The sequence below is a fragment of the Pseudomonas sp. D1-36 genome (genome assembly GCF_051132205.1).
Classification (GTDB): domain Bacteria; phylum Pseudomonadota; class Gammaproteobacteria; order Pseudomonadales; family Pseudomonadaceae; genus Aquipseudomonas.
The window spans coordinates 1,482,748-1,502,882 of record NZ_CP071674.1 but is presented as its reverse complement, the minus strand read 5'-3'; the positions used below and the strand labels follow the sequence as shown (position 1 = coordinate 1,502,882).

The 20,135-nt window shown below is 61.2% G+C and carries 19 protein-coding genes; 7 read left to right on the top strand and 12 right to left on the bottom strand.

Features of this window, described 5'->3' with window-relative positions:
- Positions 1-36: 36 nt before the first annotated feature.
- The 3 genes from J3P76_RS06745 to J3P76_RS06735 form a co-directional block, all read right to left on the bottom strand.
- Entirely contained in the window at positions 37-1,383 is a 1,347-nt protein-coding gene (locus J3P76_RS06745) for an ATP-binding protein (RefSeq protein ID WP_434607320.1), read from the bottom strand.
- The gene (locus J3P76_RS06740) at positions 1,380-2,057 is read right to left on the bottom strand and encodes a response regulator (protein WP_434560215.1); all 678 of its coding nucleotides are present in this window, start codon (positions 2,055-2,057) and stop codon (positions 1,380-1,382) included. The genes J3P76_RS06745 and J3P76_RS06740 overlap by 4 nt, the downstream gene beginning before the upstream one ends.
- Positions 2,058-2,150: 93 nt before the next feature.
- Positions 2,151-2,750 carry a hypothetical protein gene (locus J3P76_RS06735; protein WP_420767474.1) on the bottom strand — a complete coding sequence of 200 codons (600 nt, stop codon included), beginning with the start codon at positions 2,748-2,750 and terminating at the stop codon, positions 2,151-2,153.
- A 143-nt stretch (positions 2,751-2,893) separates the two neighbouring features.
- Here J3P76_RS06735 and J3P76_RS06730 point away from each other — a divergent pair, with 143 nt between their 5' ends.
- Both J3P76_RS06730 and J3P76_RS06725 read left to right on the top strand, forming a co-directional pair.
- The gene (locus J3P76_RS06730; RefSeq protein ID WP_434607323.1) at positions 2,894-3,682 is read left to right on the top strand and encodes a dienelactone hydrolase family protein; all 789 of its coding nucleotides are present in this window, start codon (positions 2,894-2,896) and stop codon (positions 3,680-3,682) included.
- Between the two features lie 173 nt (positions 3,683-3,855).
- Positions 3,856-4,581: a 4'-phosphopantetheinyl transferase family protein gene (locus J3P76_RS06725; protein WP_434607326.1), complete on the top strand. Its 726-nt coding sequence runs from the start codon at positions 3,856-3,858 to the stop codon at positions 4,579-4,581.
- 47 nt (positions 4,582-4,628) lie between these two features.
- Here the strand turns inward: J3P76_RS06725 and J3P76_RS06720 are convergent, their stop codons facing one another.
- Both J3P76_RS06720 and J3P76_RS06715 read right to left on the bottom strand, forming a co-directional pair.
- Entirely contained in the window at positions 4,629-6,239 is a 1,611-nt protein-coding gene (locus J3P76_RS06720; RefSeq protein ID WP_420767477.1) for an ATP-binding protein, read from the bottom strand.
- On the bottom strand, positions 6,236-6,958 hold the full coding sequence (locus J3P76_RS06715; RefSeq protein ID WP_420767478.1) for a response regulator: 723 nt from the start codon (positions 6,956-6,958) through the stop codon (positions 6,236-6,238). The genes J3P76_RS06720 and J3P76_RS06715 overlap by 4 nt, the downstream gene beginning before the upstream one ends.
- Before the next feature lie 823 nt (positions 6,959-7,781).
- Here J3P76_RS06715 and J3P76_RS06710 point away from each other — a divergent pair.
- Complete coding sequence (locus tag J3P76_RS06710) at positions 7,782-10,673, top strand: ribonucleoside-diphosphate reductase subunit alpha (RefSeq protein ID WP_434560221.1); 2,892 nt, start codon at positions 7,782-7,784, stop codon at positions 10,671-10,673.
- Positions 10,674-10,894: 221 nt separating this feature from the next.
- On the opposite strand, the gene flgE is transcribed toward J3P76_RS06710, so the two are convergent.
- From flgE to J3P76_RS06680, 6 genes are all read right to left on the bottom strand, one after another.
- Entirely contained in the window at positions 10,895-12,193 is a 1,299-nt protein-coding gene (flgE, locus tag J3P76_RS06705) for a flagellar hook protein FlgE (RefSeq protein ID WP_434607330.1), read from the bottom strand.
- Between the two features lie 28 nt (positions 12,194-12,221).
- Positions 12,222-12,944 (bottom strand): flagellar hook assembly protein FlgD, encoded by a 723-nt coding sequence (flgD, locus tag J3P76_RS06700; RefSeq protein WP_420767481.1) that lies wholly within the window; start codon positions 12,942-12,944, stop codon positions 12,222-12,224.
- A 15-nt stretch (positions 12,945-12,959) separates the two neighbouring features.
- Complete coding sequence (gene flgC, locus J3P76_RS06695; RefSeq protein WP_039591882.1) at positions 12,960-13,403, bottom strand: flagellar basal body rod protein FlgC; 444 nt, start codon at positions 13,401-13,403, stop codon at positions 12,960-12,962.
- 3 nt (positions 13,404-13,406) lie between these two features.
- Complete coding sequence (flgB, locus tag J3P76_RS06690) at positions 13,407-13,814, bottom strand: flagellar basal body rod protein FlgB (RefSeq protein ID WP_420767482.1); 408 nt, start codon at positions 13,812-13,814, stop codon at positions 13,407-13,409.
- A 354-nt stretch (positions 13,815-14,168) separates the two neighbouring features.
- Positions 14,169-14,996, bottom strand: a complete 828-nt coding sequence (gene cheR / locus J3P76_RS06685) for a protein-glutamate O-methyltransferase CheR (protein ID WP_434607332.1) — start codon at positions 14,994-14,996, stop codon at positions 14,169-14,171.
- A gap of 54 nt (positions 14,997-15,050) precedes the next feature.
- Entirely contained in the window at positions 15,051-15,977 is a 927-nt protein-coding gene (locus tag J3P76_RS06680) for a chemotaxis protein CheV (RefSeq protein WP_420767484.1), read from the bottom strand.
- Between the two features lie 78 nt (positions 15,978-16,055).
- Between J3P76_RS06680 and flgA the strand changes: the two genes are divergently transcribed.
- The 4 genes from flgA (at position 16,056) to J3P76_RS06660 (ending at position 18,662) form a co-directional block, all read left to right on the top strand.
- Positions 16,056-16,820, top strand: a complete 765-nt coding sequence (gene flgA / locus J3P76_RS06675) for a flagellar basal body P-ring formation chaperone FlgA (protein ID WP_420767485.1) — start codon at positions 16,056-16,058, stop codon at positions 16,818-16,820.
- Between the two features lie 172 nt (positions 16,821-16,992).
- Complete coding sequence (gene flgM / locus J3P76_RS06670; RefSeq protein ID WP_420767486.1) at positions 16,993-17,307, top strand: flagellar biosynthesis anti-sigma factor FlgM; 315 nt, start codon at positions 16,993-16,995, stop codon at positions 17,305-17,307.
- A 48-nt stretch (positions 17,308-17,355) separates the two neighbouring features.
- On the top strand, positions 17,356-17,823 hold the full coding sequence (locus J3P76_RS06665) for a flagella synthesis protein FlgN (RefSeq protein WP_420767487.1): 468 nt from the start codon (positions 17,356-17,358) through the stop codon (positions 17,821-17,823).
- Between the two features lie 92 nt (positions 17,824-17,915).
- Positions 17,916-18,662: a flagellar brake protein gene (locus tag J3P76_RS06660; protein WP_420767488.1), complete on the top strand. Its 747-nt coding sequence runs from the start codon at positions 17,916-17,918 to the stop codon at positions 18,660-18,662.
- Positions 18,663-18,729: 67 nt separating this feature from the next.
- Here the strand turns inward: J3P76_RS06660 and J3P76_RS06655 are convergent, their stop codons facing one another.
- Positions 18,730-20,097, bottom strand: coding sequence for an MFS transporter (locus J3P76_RS06655; protein WP_420767489.1), 1,368 nt, complete (start codon positions 20,095-20,097; stop codon positions 18,730-18,732).
- Positions 20,098-20,135 lie beyond the last annotated feature (38 nt).

The window sequence follows — 20,135 nt, the reverse complement described above, 5'->3', positions numbered from 1 at the left end:
CTCGCCACAGGGGCCCGCGACACACTGAAACGCCACTCAAACCACCGGAAAAAGAATCCGAAACGCCGCGCCGCCCAACTCCGAATCCCCCAGGGTCAATCGCGCGCCGTAGCTTTCGATGATGTCCTTGACCACCGCCAACCCGATTCCCTGCCCCGGATGCTGGCGATCCAATCGCTCGCCCCGTTGGAGAATCCGCGCACGCTGGTCCGGTGGCACACCCGGGCCGTCGTCCTCGACGCTCAACTCCGTACCGCCGAGGGTCTGGTGCATGCTGACCCGAACCTCCCCCAGGCATAGCCGATAAGCGTTCTCCAAAAGGTTGCCGAGCATCTCCAGGAGGGCGCCCTGTTCGATCGGCACCTGGCCCTGCTCAGGCAGATCGAAATCGACCCGAACGCGCTTGTCGCAATAGACCTTGTCGAGGGTGTCGCACAGGCTTTGCAGCACTGGACGCAAGGGCACCTGGTGCCGCACCAGACCGCTTTTACGCAGGCTGGCGCGCTGCAACTGATAGCCGATCTGCTGGCTCATGCGTTCGATCTGGGTTTGCAGCACCCACGCCTGTCCGCGGTCCTGGGGGCGCCGGGCCATGTCTTCGCTGACACCTTGCAACACCGCCAGCGGGGTCTTCAGGCTGTGAGCCAGGTCATCGAGGGAGTCCCGATAACGGCTGCGCTGCTCGCGCTCGCTGTGCAACAGGCGGTTGAGGGAGCCGGTCAGGCGCAACAGTTCGCGGGGGTGAGCGGAGCTGAGGCTTTCGCGGGTGCCTGCTTCGATTTCATCCAGCTCCTGGCTCAGGCGCCGCAAGGCGCGCAACCCCCAGGTCAGGCCGATCCACAACAGCGCCAGCAATACCGCCAGGGCAGCGCCAAATCCCAGGTAAAGATTGTCCCGCAGTCCTTGCAAGGTGACCTCATAATCGCGCACCGGCTGCAGGGTAACGATGCTGAACGCCGCGCTCTGGCCGCCCAACAACTTGACCTCGACGTCATAGACGAAGAACTCCTGGCCGTTATCCTCGCGGATCCGCGCGAACTGGTTGCCCTGCCCGTCGTAGCGCGGCACGTAATTGATGCGCTCTTCCTGGGTCGCCTTCGAACGCCAGACCAGGCGTCCGTCGCGATCATAGATGTAGCCCAACAGCCGGGCATCGGCGAGGTTGTAGCGTTCGTCGGGCAATTGCGCCGGCATCTTCAGTCGATTGTTTTCCACCCGGGCGGCGGAAATCAGCGTGGTCACATCCGACGCCAGGCGTTGCTCGATGGATTCCTGCAACGCCAGGCTGAACGCGCCTTGCATCGCCGGCAGCAACGCCAGCATGAACAACACCGCCAGGGTCATGGCGGCCAGCATCAAGCGCAGCCGCAGGGAACGAATCACTGGCAGCGCTCGTTGAACAGGTAACCCAGGCCCCGCACGGTGTCGATCGGTTTGAAGCCGGCCGGGGCTTCCAGTTTGCGGCGCAAGCGGCCGACCAACACTTCGATGACATTGGGATCGCGCTCGTCGTCATCCGGGTACAACTGCTCCATCAAGCGGTCCTTGGCGACGACCTGCTGGTGATGGCGCATCAGGTATTCGAGGATGCGGTATTCGTAGGCCGTCAGCGCCAGCGGTTCTTCATCGAGGGACGCCTGCTTGCGGTTGAGGTCGAGCAGCAATGGCCCGGCGACGATGGTCGACTGGGTGAAACCGCTGGAGCGGCGCAGCAGGGCGTTGAGCCGGGCCTCCAGCTCTTCGAACTGGAACGGCTTGACCACATAGTCGTCGGCCCCGGCGGCGAGGCCTTCGACCTTGTCCTGCCAGTTGCCGCGGGCGGTCAGGATCAGGATCGGGAAGGACTTGTCCTGGGAACGCAGGCGGCGAATCAGTTCCAGGCCGCTGATACCCGGCAGGCCCAGGTCGATCACCGCCAGGTCATGATTGAACTCGCGGACCTGATACAAGGCCTCTTCGGCATTGGCCACGGCCTGCACCACATGGCCGCTGTCGGTGAGACGGGTTTGCAGGTGATGACGCAACAGCGCTTCGTCTTCGACAACCAATAGTTTCATGGGCCTCTCCCAGGCGATTCAAGACAGCAGGTATCGAACAAGGCGCCGGGTCGTCTTGGGCCGACCCGGCTGCACGTCTCCATTGCCTGCCGCCTAGAACGTGTAGTTCGCGGACAGGTAAGTCTGGGCGCTGCTGGTCAGGTCCAGGGAGCCGACCTTCGCGCCCCCGTGCGGGCTCATCTCAGTGCTGGCATTGCTGCGCAGGTAACGGTACCCCAGTTCCACCGAGGTGTTTCGCGAAATTTGTTGCAGGACGCCGCCCTGCAAGCCAACGGCGTAGCCGATGTCGGTGTCGCGGCTGAAGCCCGGGGAGTCCTGGGTCAACTTGGTCAGCCCCGCCGTGCCACCGCCGAACAATTTGGTGCTGCTGGTCACTGGATAAAACACATCGTAGCTACCCAGCAGGTTTTCCTGGCGCAACTTGATGCCGTTGTGGCTCCCCGACACGTTGTCATAGGTAGCGTAGTAGCGGCCTTGATCGTTCTGCCGGCCCAGGCGCAGGCCGTAGGTGGTGTCCTTGCCAATGACGCCATCGGCGTTCGGATTGCCCAGGTTCCGGTCCAGCGCATTGGATTTCTTGACCTTGTCACTGGTCTGGCCGAGGGTCAGGCTGGCGAAATTGTCATCGGCATGGGCCATGGCAGTGGCACCCAATACAGTGAATGCAAGCAGCAGTTTTTTCATATGAGTCATGATCAGTTCCTTTTGAAGCAAGGGTTGTGTGAAGTCGCCGCCACGATAGCCATTGCTCCCTGAACCCTCCTTGAACGTTCTCTGAACCTGGGCTGAATGAATCGGCTAGTCTGTGTGCACCCACTTTTTTAAGGAGATCGATCATGCGCAGATTGCTTGCCGTTGTACTTCTGGCCTTGAGCAGCGCCAGCCACGCCGCCATCCAGACCCAGGAGATTCCCTACACCAGTGCCGACGGCACGAAGCTGATCGGCTATTACGCCTACGACGACGCGGTCAAGGGCCCGCGCCCGGGCGTGGTGGTGGTGCATGAATGGTGGGGACTGAATGATTACGCCAAGCGCCGCGCCCGCGACCTTGCCAGCCTGGGCTACAGCGCCCTGGCGATCGACATGTACGGTGACGGCAAGAATACCGAGCACCCCAAGGACGCCCTGGCCTTCATGCAGGCCGCGCTCAAGGACGGCAAGGCGGCTAGCGCGCGCTTTCAGGCCGGGCTCGACCTCCTGAAGAAACAACCGCAGACCGATCCGGACAAACTTGCCGCCATCGGCTATTGCTTCGGTGGCAAGGTGGTGCTGGACGCCGCTCGCCAGGGCGTCCCATTGGCTGGCGTGGTGAGTTTCCATGGCGCCCTCGTCACCAAAACCCCGGCCACCCCAGGCAGTGTCAAAGCCAAGATCCTGGTGGAGCACGGCGCGCTGGACAGCATGGTCACCGAAGACAACGTGACCGCGTTCAAGAGCGAGATGGACAAGGCCGGCGCCGACTATAAGTTCGTCAGCCTCGACGGCGCCAAGCACGGCTTCAGCAACCCCGACGCCGACCGCCTGAGCCATGGCGAGCATGGCGGGCCGGACATCGGCTACAACAAGGAAGCCGATGAGAAGTCATGGGCGGACATGCAGAAGTTCTTCAAGAAGATTTTCTGACACATACCGTTCTTGTGGCGAGGGAGCTTGCTCCCGCTCGACTGCGTAGCGGTCGCCTACAATCTTGGGGCCGCTTCGCAGCCCAGCGGGAGCAAGCTCCCTCGCCACAAAAGCATCCGGCTCCCAGCCTCCCCCACTACCCAGCCTCAAGCCAACCCGGCAAAATGCCGGGCATGAACCCACTCCCCGCCCTACCCGCCTGCTGCTCGCCTCTGGATGAACAGTGGCTGCTGCCCGATGCCCTGGCCGATACGGTGCTGCTCAGTACGCGTTTCGATCCGCTGCTGCTCGTCGCCGCCGATTTCCCCAACAGCGCTATCGAGCCGCCAGCGAGCATCCAGCGCTCGGTGGCCAAGCGCCAGGCGGAGTTCCTCGCCGGGCGAGTCTGCGCCCGGGCGGCCTTGCATCGGCTTGATGGAATCGCCTGTATTCCCGCCATCGGCGAAGACCGCGCACCGGTGTGGCCCGCCCATGTCAGCGGTTCGATCACCCACAGTACCGGCCGGGCGGCCGCCATTGTCGCGAAGAAGCAGCGTTGGCAAGGGCTGGGCATGGACCTGGAAAACCTGCTCGACCCCGAACGCGCCGAGCGCCTGGCGGGCGAAATCCTCACGCCTGCGGAACTGCTGCGCATGGCGACCGTCTCGCGCGATGATCGTGCGCTGCTGGTTACGCTGACCTTCTCGGTCAAGGAAAGCCTGTTCAAGGCGCTGTACCCGGTCGTTGGGCAACGTTTCTATTTCGAACATGCCGAGGTGCTGGAGTGGTCCCATGATGGGCAGGTGCGGCTGCGACTACTGACCGATCTTTCGCCCGAGTGGCGCCATGGCAGTGAGTTGCAAGGGCAGTTCGGGGTGAGGGATGGGCAGTTGTTGAGCCTGGTGGGGATCGAGGCCTGAGACCTCCAGTGCCTGCTCTCGAAGGGGCGGCATAGGCGCCGCACCTTTCAGGACCGATCCTGATGCCTCGGCCAACTCAAGCTGAAACACGCCCCGCCCAGGCTTTTGCTCTTGTTGATCAAGGCCCGGCCGTCATGCCAATGAATGATCCGGCGCACGATCGACAGCCCCAATCCATGGCCACCCGAGGCGCGGGCCCGGCTGTCGTCCAGGCGCAGGAACGGCTTGAATACCCGTTCCCACGCGGCCTCCGGCACCCCCGGCCCGTCATCCTCGACGTCGACCCGGCAGCGCAACTGGCCCACCTGGTAACTCACTGTCACCCGTGATCGGGCATGGCGCATGGCGTTGCCCACCAGATTCTGCAGGGCGCGATGCAGGAAACGCGGCTCAGCCTCGACCCAGGCGTCGTCGCAATCGGCGGCCGACAGGCACAGGCCACGCTCCACCGTGATCCCGGCGCGTAAAGGTCCCAGTTCTTCTATGACCTGATTGACCAGCGCATCCAGATCCACCCGCTGGAAGTTCAACGCCGGCGACCCCTGCTCCAGGCGCGCATACGTCAGCATTTCATCCACCAACCGATCCAGGTCTTCGATGTCGTGGTCCATGCCCGCCAGGTATTTGTCCCGGGCCTCGGGCGTGCTGGCGCTGCCGAGCATTTCCAGGCCGAAACGCAGGCGCGCCACCGGTGTGCGCAATTCGTGGGACACCGCGCGCACCAGCTCCCGCTGGATCGCCAACAACTGCTGCAAGTGCTCGGCCATGGCGTTGAACGCAGCGGCCAGACGCCCCACCGAATCGGCGCCCCGGGCCGGCACGCGGGTCTCCAGGCTGCCCTGGGCAATCTGGGTGGCGGCCGATTCCAGGCCGCGCAGCCGTCGCTCCAACTGGCGTACCAGCAGGTAGACGATCAAACCGATCAGGCTCAAGCCCAGCGCCGCGATCAGCACCAGCCATTCGGGCGGGTACGGATTCATCTGGTACAAGGGGCCGATTTCCAGGACCCACGGCGTGCCAACCATCCCGGCGAATACCCGGATCGAGTCGCCGCCCTTGCCCAGGGCCATCACCGTATCGCCCTCGGACACCCGACGACGCTGGTCTTCGTCCATGTCCGCCTGGTCGACGGTCATCAGGCGCAGATCGAAACCGAAGCCCTTTTCCTGTTTGAGTTGTGCAAGCCGCTCGGGCTGCTCGGCCACCGGGTAACGCACCAGTTCGTCGGCCAGTAAATAGATTGTCGCCCGGGCCAATTGCTCACTGATCTGGCGAACCTCCCCTACCAATGTCAACTGCTCGCCGTCGCTGACCAGCCGATAGACCTTCGCCGCGTGGGGGCCGGTCTGTTCCACCAGGACCTGCCCGCGCAGCACGCGGGTGCGCTGGCCCAGGTCGAGGTCGGCCTGGCTGAGCGCCTGCAGTTCCAGCGGGATGCCCAGCAGGCGCGCCCACACCGCCAGGGCACGACGGCGCTCCGTGCCGTTCATCGGCCGCAGATTATCGGCCATCAAGGAAAACGTGCCATGGGCCAGGCGCTCGCGGTACTGCTCGGCACGCGTCTGGTTGAGCTGATGCAGCGCCAGTACGCCCAGTACCGCGACCAACACCAAGGCCGCGCACATGCCGCCATAGATGCGCAGGAAGATCGAGTTCACGGAGCGGCGTCTACGCAAGCTTCGGGAACGAACAGGTAGCCTTTGCTGCGAATGGTCTTGATCAACCGTGGATGGTCGGGGTCGTCACCGATCTTGGGGCGGATGCGCGAGATGCGCACGTCGATGGAGCGGTCCTGGCCGTCGTAGCCGATCCCGCGCAGGGCAGTGAAGATTTCCTCGCGAGACAGGATGCGTCCGGCATTGGACACCAGCAGCCACAGCAGGTCGAATTCGGCGCTGGTCAGCTCGATCCCCTTGTCCTGCAACCAGGCTTCGCGCAAGGCGTCGTCGACCACCAGCGGCCCGAACTCCAGGCGGCGCGGTTTCTGCGGCACGGACGGCTCCGGCTCGCTGCGCCGCAACAGGGCTTGGATGCGCGCCAGCAACAGGCGTGGCCGCACCGGCTTGCAGACGTAGTCATCAGCCCCAAGGTCCAGGCCCTGGATCTGGTCGGTGTCGTCGGTACGCGCCGTCAGCATGAGGATCGGGCCGTCGTAGTGCTCGCGCACTTTGCGGCAGATGCTCAGGCCATCTTCGCCGGGCAGCATCAGGTCGAGGATCACCAGGTCCGGCTGCTCGTCGATGATCCGCTGCGCCGCGACCGCGCCGTTGCCCTCGATGGCGACGCGAAGGCCATTGCTTTCCAGGTATTCGCGGGTCAGCTCGGCCAGACGCTGGTCATCCTCGACAATCAATATCTGCCAGGCTTCTTGTTCCACTGGGGGCCTCTTATTGTTGTGGGGCACATGGAACTCTGTGGGAGCGAGTTTGCTCGCGATGGCGGTGGGTCAGCCAGCATCACCGTTACCGGTCCGACGCTATCGCGAGCAAGCTCGCTCCCACAATGCCCACCGCCCCTCCATCGTTTGTCATGTTAAAGGAGGATAAACACGCCCATGCACCGGCCGATTGTATAAACGCGGCTTGCGCAGAAAACAAGCGGACAAATGCGTTCGGTCGGGTTGGATTTGTGTGGTAACGTCCGCGCCCGCAAAAAACTCCGGCCGGTTTTCGAGTCGTCAGAATCGTTGAAAAAAGGCTCGCTCCAGCTAGGTCGCGGCCTACAGAGGAGTTCCTAGTTTCGCACACAAATTACGCACAGGCTTATCCACAGGCAGCACGTTGATTCATGTCCGAAAACGCATTATCTTGTAGCCCGCCGCGTAAAAAACCCTACATGTAGGGTTTTCGGCCAAAAACCAAACACAAGTCGGATAGAGAATTCAAGCGCTTTTCTCGCCTCTGTCCTTCTGCAACACCGCTGTTTCACAAGTCCAGACCGCCCCTGCGGATGGCAACCGTTTCCAAGGTCGAAAACGACCGGAACGGTACGGGTGTTGCAGTCCTTTGCTGCCACCTTGATAAACCAGGTTCCGAGCCCAGGCTCGCGATCCAAGAACTTCGGATGGACGCGACGCCGCAGGCCCGCGCCCTACTGTCCCGAAGTTGTTATACCCGGCGCCAGTCGGTTGTAGTGCTTCAGGACGGAACGGTGGGCACCGTGATGGTGCCCAAATAAACATAGAGAACGTGGAGACACCCATGCACACCGACACAACTCGCGAGAACCCGCAGGGCACCGCGCCGCTGGCCGCCGATTCGAGCCCGGATCTGTCCGCCACCGCGCCGGGCCAACTGCGCGTGATCAAGCGTAACGGCACTGTCGTTCCCTACACCGATGACAAGATCACCGTCGCCATCACCAAAGCGTTCCTCGCAGTTGAGGGCGGCACCGCTGCCGCCTCGTCGCGAATCCACGACACCGTCGCCCGCCTGACCGAACAGGTCACCGCGACCTTCAAACGTCGCATGCCTTCGGGCGGCACCATCCACATCGAAGAAATCCAGGACCAGGTCGAACTGGCCCTGATGCGTGCCGGCGAGCAGAAAGTGGCTCGCGACTACGTGATCTACCGTGACTCCCGCGCCAAGGAGCGCGCCACCCGCGCGCCGGCCGACGCGCCGGTCCAGGCTCACCCTTCGATCCGCATCGCACGCGCCGACGGCAGCCTCGCGCCGCTGGACATGGGCCGGCTGAACACCATCGTCACCGAGGCCTGCGAAGGTCTGGAAGAAGTCGATGGCGACCTGATCCAGCGCGAAACCCTGAAGAACCTCTATGACGGCGTCGCCCTCAAGGACGTCAACACCGCCCTGGTGATGACCGCGCGGACCCTGGTGGAACGCGAGCCGAACTACTCGTTCGTGACCGCGCGCCTGCTGATGGACACCCTGCGCGCCGAAGGCCTGAGCTTCCTGGAAGTCGCCGAGAGCGCGACCCACCACGAAATGGCCGACCTGTACGCCAAGGCCCTGCCGGCCTATGTCGCCAAGGGTATCGAGTACGAATTGCTGAACCCTGTCCTGGCCGAATTCGACCTGGAAAAACTCGGTAAGGCGATCAACCACGAGCGTGACCAGCAATTCACCTACCTGGGCCTGCAAACCCTGTACGACCGTTACTTCATCCACAAGGATGGCGTGCGCTTCGAACTGCCGCAGGTCTTCTTCATGCGCGTGGCCATGGGCCTGGCGATCGAAGAGAAGCAGCGTGAAGACCGTGCGATCGAGTTCTACAACCTGTTGTCGTCCTTCGACTACATGGCCTCGACCCCGACCCTGTTCAACGCCGGCACCCTGCGTCCACAGCTGTCGAGCTGCTACCTGACCACCGTGCCGGACGACCTGTCGGGCATCTACGGCGCAATCCACGACAACGCCATGCTGTCCAAATTCGCCGGTGGCCTGGGCAACGACTGGACCCCGGTCCGCGCATTGGGCTCGTACATCAAGGGCACCAACGGCAAATCCCAGGGCGTCGTGCCGTTCCTCAAAGTGGTCAACGACACCGCCGTTGCGGTCAACCAGGGCGGCAAGCGCAAGGGCGCGGTCTGTGCCTACCTGGAAACCTGGCACATGGACATCGAAGAGTTCATCGAGCTGCGCAAGAACACCGGTGATGATCGTCGTCGTACCCACGACATGAACACCGCCAACTGGATCCCTGACCTGTTCATGAAGCGCGTCTTCGATGACGGCAAGTGGACCCTGTTCTCGCCGTCCGAAGTGCCGGACCTGCATGACCTGACCGGCAAGGCCTTCGAAGAGCGCTACGAGTACTACGAAGCCCTGACCGAGTACAACAAGATCAAGCTGTTCAAAGTCGTCCAGGCCAAAGACCTGTGGCGCAAGATGCTGTCGATGCTGTTCGAGACCGGCCACCCATGGCTGACCTTCAAGGACCCGTGCAACCTGCGCAGCCCGCAGCAGCACGTGGGCGTGGTCCACAGCTCGAACCTGTGCACCGAGATCACCTTGAACACCAACAAGGACGAGATTGCGGTCTGCAACCTGGGCTCGATCAACCTGCCGAACCACATCGTCGACGGCAAGCTGGACACCGCCAAGCTGCAACGCACCGTGAACACCGCCGTGCGCATGCTCGACAACGTGATCGACATCAACTACTACTCGGTGCCGCAAGCGAAGAACTCCAACTTCAAGCACCGTCCGGTCGGCCTGGGCATCATGGGCTTCCAGGACGCGCTGTACCTGCAGCACATCCCGTACGGTTCGGACGCTGCGGTCGAGTTCGCCGACAAGTCCATGGAAGCGGTCAGCTACTACGCGATCCAGGCTTCCTGCGACCTGGCCGACGAGCGCGGTTCGTACGAGACGTTCCAGGGTTCGCTGTGGTCCCAGGGCATCCTGCCGCTGGACTCGCAACAGATCCTGATCGCCCAGCGCGGCGAGAAGTACATCGACGTGGATCTGAACGAAACCCTGGACTGGGCACCGGTTCGCGCCCGTGTGCAGAAAGGCATCCGTAACTCCAACATCATGGCCATCGCACCGACCGCCACCATCGCCAACATCACTGGCGTGTCGCAGTCGATCGAACCGACCTACCAGAACCTGTACGTGAAATCGAACCTGTCGGGCGAATTCACCGTGATCAACCCGTACCTGGTTCGCGACCTCAAGGCCCGCGGCCTGTGGGACTCGGTCATGATCAACGACTTGAAGTACTACGACGGTTCGGTGCAGCAGATCGAGCGCATCCCGCAAGAGCTCAAAGCGCTCTATGCGACCGCGTTCGAAGTGGACACCAAGTGGATCGTAGACGCCGCCAGCCGTCGCCAGAAGTGGATCGACCAGGCTCAGTCGCTGAACCTGTACATCGCCGGCGCCTCGGGCAAGAAGCTGGACGTGACCTACCGCATGGCTTGGTACCGTGGCCTGAAAACGACTTATTACCTCCGTGCCTTGGCCGCCACCAGCACCGAGAAGTCGACCATCAACACCGGCAAGCTGAACGCGGTTTCCGCTGGCGGCAACCACGGTGATGACTCAGTCCTGGCTGCTCCAGCAGGACCTGCGCCAGTGCCAAAAGCCTGCGCGATCGATGAGCCGGATTGCGAAGCTTGCCAATAAGCTGAGCGGGTGGGCGCGTAAAGGCGCCCGCTGAAAGAAGCCCCCGATAGACCGCTGGTTTATCGGGGGTTTTCTTTTGCCTGGCGAAAAGTAGGCGCCTGGGCCTGCCTCTTCGCGAGCCTGCTCGCGAAGAGGCAGGCCCAAACAATACAAAACTGAAGCTCATGAAAAAGCCCCTCTTTCGAGGGGCTCCTTGTGCAGCTTTCAAGCGACCTTCGGCATCAAGCCATCTGAATGATGGTCTGCATGATGGTGCTCTGGGTAGAGATGGTCTTGGCGTTCGCCTGGTAGTTGCTCTGCGCCTTGATCAGCTCGACCAGTTCGTTGGTCAGGTTGACGTTGGACTCCTCCAGGGAGTTGGAGACGATCGACCCCAGGGTGCCGGTCTGTGGAGCATCGTAGCCCGGGATACCCGAGGCGAACGTTTCCTTCCAGCTGGTGCCGCCTACTGGCTGCAGGCCTTGCTCGTTGGTGAAGCTGGCAAGGGCGATCTGGCCGATCGGCTTGGTCTGGTTGTTGCTGAAGTTGGCGAGCATCACACCGCTGCCATCGATGGTCAGGTTGGTGATCTGGCCGGTGGCGTAGCCGTTCTGGGCAGGAATCGAACGAGCGGTGTCGGCGTTGAACTGAGTGGTGTTGCCCATCGAAATCGTGATGGTCGGTGCGCTGGCGGCGCCGTTGGCGGTCCAGGTTCCGTTGGTCACGGTGCCCGGAACCCAGCCGGTCAACACCAGATCGCTATTGACGGTCGCTGGCGGAGTGGTGACCGTGGTCAACTTGCCGCTCGAATCGAAGTTCATGGTCGAAGGAACAGGCGCGGTCGCACCGGTCGTGGTCGGCAAGCTGCCATTGAGGTTACGACCATCGATCAAGGTATAGACGTTCCAGGTATTGGAGCCTGTCTTGACCATGTATTGGTCCATCGAGTGCTGGTTACCCTGGGTGTCGTAGATCGGGGTGGTGAACTGCTTGGTAAAGGTCGCCGTGTCAGCCGGGTTGAACGCGGCAGTGATCGGCGTCGCCGTCGAGTTCAGGTTGATGGTCGACGAAACCAGGCTGGTGGCTTGCGGCGGCAGGTTCGAGGTGTCGATGCGCAGGTCGGTCAGGATACCGTTGAGGATCTTGCCGTTGGCATCCACGCCATAGCCCTGCAAACGAGCCGTGCCATCGCTGTTGGTGACGTAGCCTTCCTTGTCGGTCTTGAAAGTACCGGCACGGGTGTAGCTCAGGGAGCCGTCGTTGCTCAGGACAAAGAAGCCCTGGCCCTGGATCCCCATGTCCAGCACGTTGCCGGTGTTGTTCACGTCACCCTGGCCGAACTGCTGGGAAACGTTGGCCAGGCGCACGCCGTTGCCGACGGTCTTGCTGCCCGAACCCAGCTTGGTGGCCGAGTAGACGTCTTCGAATTCCGCGCGGGACGATTTGAAACCGGTGGTCGCCACGTTGGCGATGTTGTTGCCGGTCACGTCCAGCTGTTTGTTGGCTGCATAGAGACCGCTAAGGCCGATGTTGAAAGACATGTTGACTCCTTTTGCCGGTTAGTCGGCTCTACATACCAATAGTTTGTACTTTGGACAGGGCGATGCTGCCCAGCCCGGCCAGGTTGAGCATCAGCTCACCGCCCGTCTGGCTGATCGTCACGCTGCTGACCGTGGCCGGCAGGTTGGTGATCAGCGACGTGGCCTTGCCATCGATGGTGGTCGAGGCCGCGAAGGTGTACGTGCCCGACTCTACCGTCGTGCCCGCGTCGTTCTTGCCGTCCCAGATGAAGGCAGAGTTGCCCGACTTCTGGCTGCCCAGGTCGATGGTGCGGACGGTCTTGCCATCCTTGTCCATGATCTTGACGGTGAGGGAGGACACCGCCGCCGGAACCACCACGGTGCCGTTGAGGCTCTTGGAGGTGTCGACCACGGCCTTGTCACCCGGAGCGATCACCGAGCGGCCGACCAGGGACGAAGCCTGCAACGCTTGTGACGAGTTGTAGTTGCCGGCAATGCCGCTCACGGTTTCGTTGAGCGTGGTGATGCCTTCCAGGCTGCTGAATTGCGCCAGTTGGGCCACGAACTCACCGTTGTCCTGGGGTTCCAGCGGGTTCTGGTTTTTCAGCTGGGTCACGAGCAGTTGCAGGAACGCATCCTTGCCCAATTCCTGGTTGCCACTCGCCGCATTGGTCGCCGCACCCAGGCCATCGGCCTTGGTATTGGTCTTGACCGAGGAGTTGGCCAGAATCTCGTTGAGGCTCAAACCGCCTGTTGTATTGGTGACGCTCATATGAATCGCCCCTTATCACTGACCGAGGGTCAGGACCTTCTGCATCATGGTTTTGGCGGTGTTCATCATTTCGACGTTGGTCTGGAACGAACGACTGGCGGAAATCATGTCGGCCATTTCTTCGACGACGTTGACGTTCGGGTAATAGACATAACCCTTGGCGTCCGCGGCCGGATGGTTTGGCTCGTAACGTGCTTCGAGGTTGCTCTGGTCTTCAACGACGCCGAGCACCTGTACGCCCTGCCCCGCCGCGTCCTGGTCCTGGAACAGCGAATCGCTGCCGCCGGATTGGCCACCCTGGAACATGGTGGCGAACACCGGGTGACGGGCGCGGTAGGTCTGGTCGATGCTTGACGAAACGGTCTCGGCGTTGGCGATGTTACTGGCGACGGTGTTCAGGCGAGTGGTCTGGGCACTCATGGCACTGCCGGCGATGTTGAAAACGCTCGCGATCGACATGACTTACTCTCCACGCAGGGCCGATACCAGCCCTTTGAATTTACTGTTGAGCAGGGTGAAGCTGGCCTGGAAGTTCACGGAGTTTTCCGCGTAGTTGGACTGTTCCAGTTGAGCGTCCACGGTGTTCTGGTCGACCGAGGGCTGCATCGGCGTGCGATACATCAACGATTCGTCGCCGCTGCCTACGCCTTCGGCTTCGATATGACGGCTGTTGGTCATGTTCAAGGCGAAGTGGCCGTTCTTGGTCTTCTCGTTCTGCTCGGCGAGTACCTTGGAAAAGTCCAGGTCACGGGCCTTGTAGTTCGGCGTGTCGGCGTTGGCGATGTTGTTGGCCAGGACTTCGGCACGCTGGGCGCGGAAGCTCAGGGCCTGTTCGTGGATACCGAGCGCTTTATCGAAGCTGATGCTCATGTCGGAAACCTTTGGGTGACCAGAATGTACGTACGAAGGCTTTAGCAAGCGCCGTGCCACTTTCCGAAAGCCCGTAAACCGGGGCTTTGCGGGCAACGGCAAAGCGGCAATGCCAGAAAAGCGGCAATCGGTTTCCGCCGGATGCCGCTTTTCTGCCGCTTTCATCCAGGCAAAGGAAATCAAAATGTGGGAGCGAGCTTGCTCGCGATGGCGGTCTGTCAGTCAACGTTGATGTCGTCTGCAATACCGCTATCGCGAGCAAGCTCGCTCCCACAGGGGACAGTGGTGATTGAATATGAGCACGCAAAAAAAAACGGGAGCCCCTAGGGACTCCCGTTCTACCATCCAAGCCAATCACTTCGCCTGGTAAATGATCCCCGGGCTGCACTGGACCATCTGGTAATGGTCCGGCAAGCCGTTCAACGCCTCGGATGCACCCAGGAACAGATAACCACCCGGTTTCAGGGTGCTGTGGATGCGCGTCAGGATGTCCTTCTTCACCTCAGCGGAAAAGTAGATCAACACGTTGCGGCAGAACACGATGTCGAACTTGCCCAGGCTGGCGTAACTGTCCAGCAAGTTGAACGAGCGAAACTCCACGCGGCTCTTGATGGGCGCCTTGACCACCCATTTGCCCGGTCCCTTGGCGTCGAAATAACGTTGCAGGCGATCGGGCGACAGGCCGCGGCCGATGGCCAGGCTGTCGTACTCGCCGGTCTTGCAGTTGTTGAGCATGGTCCCGGACAGGTCGGTGGCGACGATCTGCACGCCGCCTTTCAACTGGCCAATGTTGGTGCGCTCGAACTCATCAATGGACATCGACAAGGAATAAGGTTCCTGCCCCGACGAACAGGCCGCCGACCAGATCCGCAGGCGCTGGCCCGGGCTGGCCTTGATGGCCGCCGGCAATACCTTGTTCTTCAATACCTCAAAGGGATAGGTGTCACGAAACCACAGGGTTTCGTTGGTGGTCATGGCGTCCACGACCATCTCGCGCAAGCCACTGCGCGGCTGGGTCTGGATACGCTGAACCAACTCGCCCAATGACTTGATGCCCTGTTGTTCCATCAACTTATTGAGACGGCTCGACACCAGGTACTGCTTGTTTTCACCAAGCAAGATGCCACAGGCTTTTTCCAGGAAGACCCGGAACTGTTCGAAATCCAAATTACCCGTAGACAAAATACCGCCTCTTTTCACTGTATTGACTTGCCGGGCGCACAACGCGCCCGACCTTTAGCCTGCTGACTTGATTCGCTCGACGACTCGGGAAGCGAGGTCATCGGGCCGGAACTTGGCCAGGAAGTCATCGGCGCCGACCTTCTTGACCATTGCCTGGTTGAACACCCCAGACAACGAAGTATGCAAGATGATGTGCAGCTTTTGCATGCGCGGGTCGCTGCGGATTTCCGATGTCAGCGTGTAGCCGTCCATCTCCGGCATCTCGATGTCGGAGATCATCATCAGGAACTCCTCTTCCGGCTTCTTGCCTTCGTCGACCAGGTTGCGCAGGTAATCCAGCGCTTGCCGCCCATCGTTCAGCGCAATCACTTCGACGCCGACCGTTTGCAGGCAACGTGTGACCTGCTTACGGGCCACCGAGGAATCGTCGACGGTCAGCACCCGCAGGGAAACCGCCTTGTGCTGGGTCTCGGCATCTATCACGCCAACGGAAATCGTTTCCGGGGTCGGCGCCACTTCGGCGAGGATTTTCTCCACGTCGATGATTTCCACCAACTGGTTATCGACCCGGGTCACCGCCGTGAGGTAGTGGTCGCGGCCGGTCCCCTTGGGTGGTGGATGGATCTCTTCCCAGTTCATGTTGACGATGCGCTCCACCGATCGCACCAGGAACCCTTGGGTCTTGGTGTTGTACTCGGTGATGATCACAAACGGATTGCTCTGGTCCAGCAGTCGGCCGGAACCGGTCGCCATCGCCAGGTCGAGAATCGGGATGGTCGCTCCCCGGATATTCGCCACACCGCACACGACGGGACTGGATTTCGGCATCAGGGTCAGCTTGGGGCATTGCAGCACCTCGCGAACCTTGAACACGTTGATCCCATACAATTGTCGGCCGTCGAGACGGAACAACAACAGCTCCAGGCGATTCTGACCCACCAGCTGTGTGCGCTGGTTTACCGAATCCATCACTCCCGCCATGCCCTGACTCCTACCTAACGCTAATGTGTCCGACGCGCATTCATCACTAAACGGCACGGGGCTTGCTATTGAACCGGCATGAACGCACAAACGACATTTTCTCGACGCCTGACCACTCACTGCCGCCACTGGCTCGGTGCACTGCTGGCTGCCTGCCTGCTCGCTTCGGGCGGTCCTGCCCTTGGTGCCGCTGCGGTAACCTTGCCTGATCTCCTTATCGGCGTCACTCAGGGCTTTCTTGAGTTCACCGTAGAAGACTATCTGGCAACCAGTCAAACCGAAGGTCGCTACGAGATTGAAGTCAACCAGCTCGACCCGCGCCTGCGGATGCCGATGTGCGACAAGGAATTGACTGCCTCGCTGGAGAGCCCGGCCAGGCCCCTGGGCCGCGTCACGGTGAAGGTTCGTTGCGATAGCGCCGCGCCCTGGACGGTGTTCGTGCCCGCTCAAGTGCGCCTGTACCGGGAAATTGTCACCACCACTCGCCCACTCAAGCGGGCCGGGATCGTCGAGCCGCAGGACGTGGTGCTGCGTGAGCGCGACGTCAGCCAGATCAGCCAGGGTTTCCTGACGTCCGTCGATGAGGCCATTGGGCAGAAACTTGTCCGACCAATGGTCGCCGACCAGGTGGTGACCCAGGTGCATCTGGAACAGGCCGAGGTGGTTCGCAAGGGCGACCAGGTGGTCATCACCGCTCGCAGCGGCACCCTGGCCGTGCGGATGCCCGGCGAGGCCCTGGCCAACGGTGGCATGCGCGAACAGATTCGGGTGAAAAACCTCAATTCCCAACGGGTCATCAAGGCACAGGTGATAGCGCCTGGCCAGGTGGAAGTGGCTATGTAAGAGGCTGTAAGGAGGGTAGACAGGCTGGCGCTTGACCTCGGTGTTCCCTAGACTGTGCCTTGTACGAAGGCAAGCGCGGACGTGCGCTCGTTCATTTGAAAAATGAGCCTAAAGTTTTTTTGGGGATGGCCGAAAACATGGCAAGCGTCCAAATACCCAGAGGTTTTTTACCATGGTCATCGATTTCAATCGTTTAAACAGCTCCTCGCCCCTGACAGGCACTGCGCGCACCAGCGCCAGCAAGGAAACCGTCGAAACCGACAAATCCAAGCCAGCCGACCAGGCCGCCACTGTCAGCAACGGGGAATCGGTACACCTCAGCAATGAGGCTCAACAGTTGCAGAAGGTCACTGACAAGCTGCGCGATCAACCTGTCGTCGACAACGCCCGCGTGGCCGCGTTGAAAGCAGCAATCGCCGATGGCAGCTATCAAGTCGACAGCAACCGTGTAGCCAGCAAGCTGCTCAACTTCGAAGCCCAGCGCTAGGCCCCCGCCTGCGCCAGGCTTTTGGACGCTTAAGACCCAAGGCCAGCCATGCACGACACTCATTTATTGCAACTGATCATCGACGACTTTGCTCCAGCGCAACAATTGTTGGAGCTGTTGCAGACCGAAGCCCTGGCATTGCACGGGCGGGACATGCCCCTGCTGGAAAATATTCTGGCGCAAAAGCAGGCATTGATCATTTTGCTCGACCAGCATGGCCGCAAGCGCAGCGAAATCCTCGCCAGCCTCAACCTGCCCGCCGATAACAGTGGCCTTGAGCAATTGGCCAGCCAATCGTCGATCGGCGATCAGCTGTTGTCGCAAAGCGCCGTGCTCAACGACCTGCTCAACCAGTGCCAGGCCGCCAATGCTCGAAACGGCCAGTCTATCCTGATGCAACAGGCCGCCACCGCCAATCAGTTGCGTATTCTCAATGGCGGCGAAATCCCGACGCTCTATGACGCTCGCGGCTCGACCGCGAAAATGGTCAAGCACCGCCCGCTCAGCCAGGCATGAAGCGAACGATGCCGGAGCACTATCAACGCGCGATACATGCTGGCAAAATGCTGGCTCTTTGTAGTCGTATTTTGCCTGGAGATTGACCCACCGTGTTCAATGCCTCAAACGCGGATGATGCTCCGCAGCCGCCCAAGGTCCTCGCCACCCCTCTGGAAATCTCCGGCAATCTGCGGATGCTGCAAGACAGTCACGACCCGCTGATCATCACCTTCCACGAGCGCAGCCAGCGGTTCCAGAGTTACCTGGTGGATGTCGATCGCGAAACCAACACCATCGCCCTGGACGAAATGATTCCTCGGGACGGTGAACGTTTCCTACTGGCCGGCGAGCCGTTTCGCGTCGAGGGTTTCCATGACGGCGTGCGCATCGCGTGGGAGGGCAACGGCCCATTGACCATTCAGGAATCGAGCGATGGCCGCTGCTATCGCGGCGCCTTGCCTGAAGAAGTGGTTTATCACCAGCGCCGCAACGCTTTCCGGGCCGCATTGAAACTGGCGCAACTGGTGAACGTGGAGTTGGGTGGCGACAAGCTCAAATCACCGGTGAATGGCAAGCTGCTGGATATTTCCGCAACCGGCTGCAAGCTGCGCTTCGATGGCGATATCACTGAACGGCTGCAGCTGGGCCAGGTTTACGAGCGCTTCATCGCCGCCCTACCGTTTGGCAGCATGACCGCGCCGGTGGAACTACGGTACCTGCATTTCGAAGAGCGGATCAACACCACGTTCGCAGGCGTGCGCTTCCATAACATCAGCGGCCTGGTACAACGCCAGGTGGAACGCTTCGTGTATCAATTGCAGCGTGAAGCCCGTCGGTTCGATAAAGACGACTTCTGATTTCCGGCGCGCTATAAAAAAACGGGCAATCCCTTTGCAAGGATTGCCCGTTTTTTTTATGCCGGTCTCAGGGCCTGGCCTGGGTGAAATCGGACGGTGGCAGTTCGTCGTCGGCGCCTTCGGTGACCGGCTCCAATTCAGGTTGAGGCTCGGGCTCGACGTCCGGATTGGGCGAGGCCTGCATCTGCTCCTGCACCACTTGCTCGTCGACCCGCGGATCGAGGCACGCCACCAAGGGTGAACTGGTCATGTTGTCCGGCATGGCCACGTGATGCAGCGGCGCGTCGTCGACCTGGTGCAGGTTGGTGACCGCTTTCGGTCGGATCCGCCATACCAGCAGCAAGGCAAACAGGGCAAAAAAGCCATAGAGCATCTGGCTGCCGTACAGCTTCATCAGCACCCCGGCCACCAACGGGCCGATGCTGGCGCCCACGCCGTAGGTCACTAGCAGCATCGCGGTGAGCGACACCCGGCGATCACCCTCGACGTGGTCATTGGAAAACGCGACCGCCAGCGGGTACAGGCAAAACTGCACCAACGAACAGCAGAAACCGGCGATGAACAATACTTCCAGCGGCGCCTTCGACAGGATGGCCAGCGGCAAGGCACACACCACCAGGGCCAGTGCGAAGCAGCGGATCAACAGGGCCCGATCGTAACGATCCGACAGCCAACCCAGCGGCCATTGCACCAGCAGGCCGGCAAAGATGCAGCAGCCCATGAACAAGCCGACCTGCTCGGTACTCAGGCCCTGCTGGGAGGCGTACAGCGGTGCCAGGCCGTAGAAGGAGCCGACGATCAGCCCGGAGCCCAACACCGTGGTCAACGATTGCGGTACGCGCTTGATAAAGAAGCGCGGCTCCATCGGAGCCGGATGCAACGGCGCCGGGTGAATCCGCCGGGTCAATGCCACCGGCACCAGGCACAGGGCGAAACACAACGCCACCAACATCAGCAATTCAAGGCCCAGGGCCGGATGCATGACCAGGATCAGTTGGCCCAGCACCAGCCCCAGGTAAGAAGCAATCATATAGCCGCTGAACACTACCCCGCGTTGCTTGGCATCGGCCTGCTCGTTGAGCCAGCTTTCGATAACCATGTACTGGCACATCATGCCCAGGCCGACAATCATCCGCAGCACGATCCAGGCCGGCAGCCAGTTCACCAGGCCATGGCCCAATACCGCCGCACCGACGATCCCGGCGCAAGCCGAATAGGCGCGGATATGCCCGACGCGGCCAATCAGCCGGTGGCCGATCTTGCCGCCCAGCACCAGGCCGAAATAGTTCGCCGCCATCAGCGCACCGACCCACAGGCTGTCCACATTGTCGGCGGCCAGGCGCAGGGCCAGGTAAGTACTCAGAAGGCCTGAGCCAATGAGCATCATCAGCGAGGCGAAATAAAGCGCTCGAAAAGGTTTCCAGATTTGGCGCATCGGCGTTCCGAGCGGCTCCTTGAGGTAAGTAAGGGCTA

Bases quoted from the DNA above. Each gene is read 5' to 3' on its own strand.
- J3P76_RS06710 (WP_434560221.1), top strand. From the start codon at position 7,782: ATGCACACCGACACAACTCGCGAGAACCCGCAGGGCACCGCGCCGCTG.
- flgC (WP_039591882.1), bottom strand. From the start codon at position 13,403: ATGTCGATCGCGAGCGTTTTCAACATCGCCGGCAGTGCCATGAGTGCC.
- flgE (WP_434607330.1), bottom strand. From the start codon at position 12,193: ATGTCTTTCAACATCGGCCTTAGCGGTCTCTATGCAGCCAACAAACAG.
- J3P76_RS06680 (WP_420767484.1), bottom strand. From the start codon at position 15,977: ATGGCGGGAGTGATGGATTCGGTAAACCAGCGCACACAGCTGGTGGGT.
- J3P76_RS06735 (WP_420767474.1), bottom strand. From the start codon at position 2,750: ATGACTCATATGAAAAAACTGCTGCTTGCATTCACTGTATTGGGTGCC.
- flgM (WP_420767486.1), top strand. From the start codon at position 16,993: ATGGTCATCGATTTCAATCGTTTAAACAGCTCCTCGCCCCTGACAGGC.
- J3P76_RS06665 (WP_420767487.1), top strand. From the start codon at position 17,356: ATGCACGACACTCATTTATTGCAACTGATCATCGACGACTTTGCTCCA.
- flgB (WP_420767482.1), bottom strand. From the start codon at position 13,814: ATGAGCATCAGCTTCGATAAAGCGCTCGGTATCCACGAACAGGCCCTG.
- J3P76_RS06725 (WP_434607326.1), top strand. From the start codon at position 3,856: ATGAACCCACTCCCCGCCCTACCCGCCTGCTGCTCGCCTCTGGATGAA.
- flgD (WP_420767481.1), bottom strand. From the start codon at position 12,944: ATGAGCGTCACCAATACAACAGGCGGTTTGAGCCTCAACGAGATTCTG.
- flgA (WP_420767485.1), top strand. From the start codon at position 16,056: ATGAACGCACAAACGACATTTTCTCGACGCCTGACCACTCACTGCCGC.
- J3P76_RS06655 (WP_420767489.1), bottom strand. From the start codon at position 20,097: ATGCGCCAAATCTGGAAACCTTTTCGAGCGCTTTATTTCGCCTCGCTG.
- J3P76_RS06740 (WP_434560215.1), bottom strand. From the start codon at position 2,057: ATGAAACTATTGGTTGTCGAAGACGAAGCGCTGTTGCGTCATCACCTG.
- J3P76_RS06730 (WP_434607323.1), top strand. From the start codon at position 2,894: ATGCGCAGATTGCTTGCCGTTGTACTTCTGGCCTTGAGCAGCGCCAGC.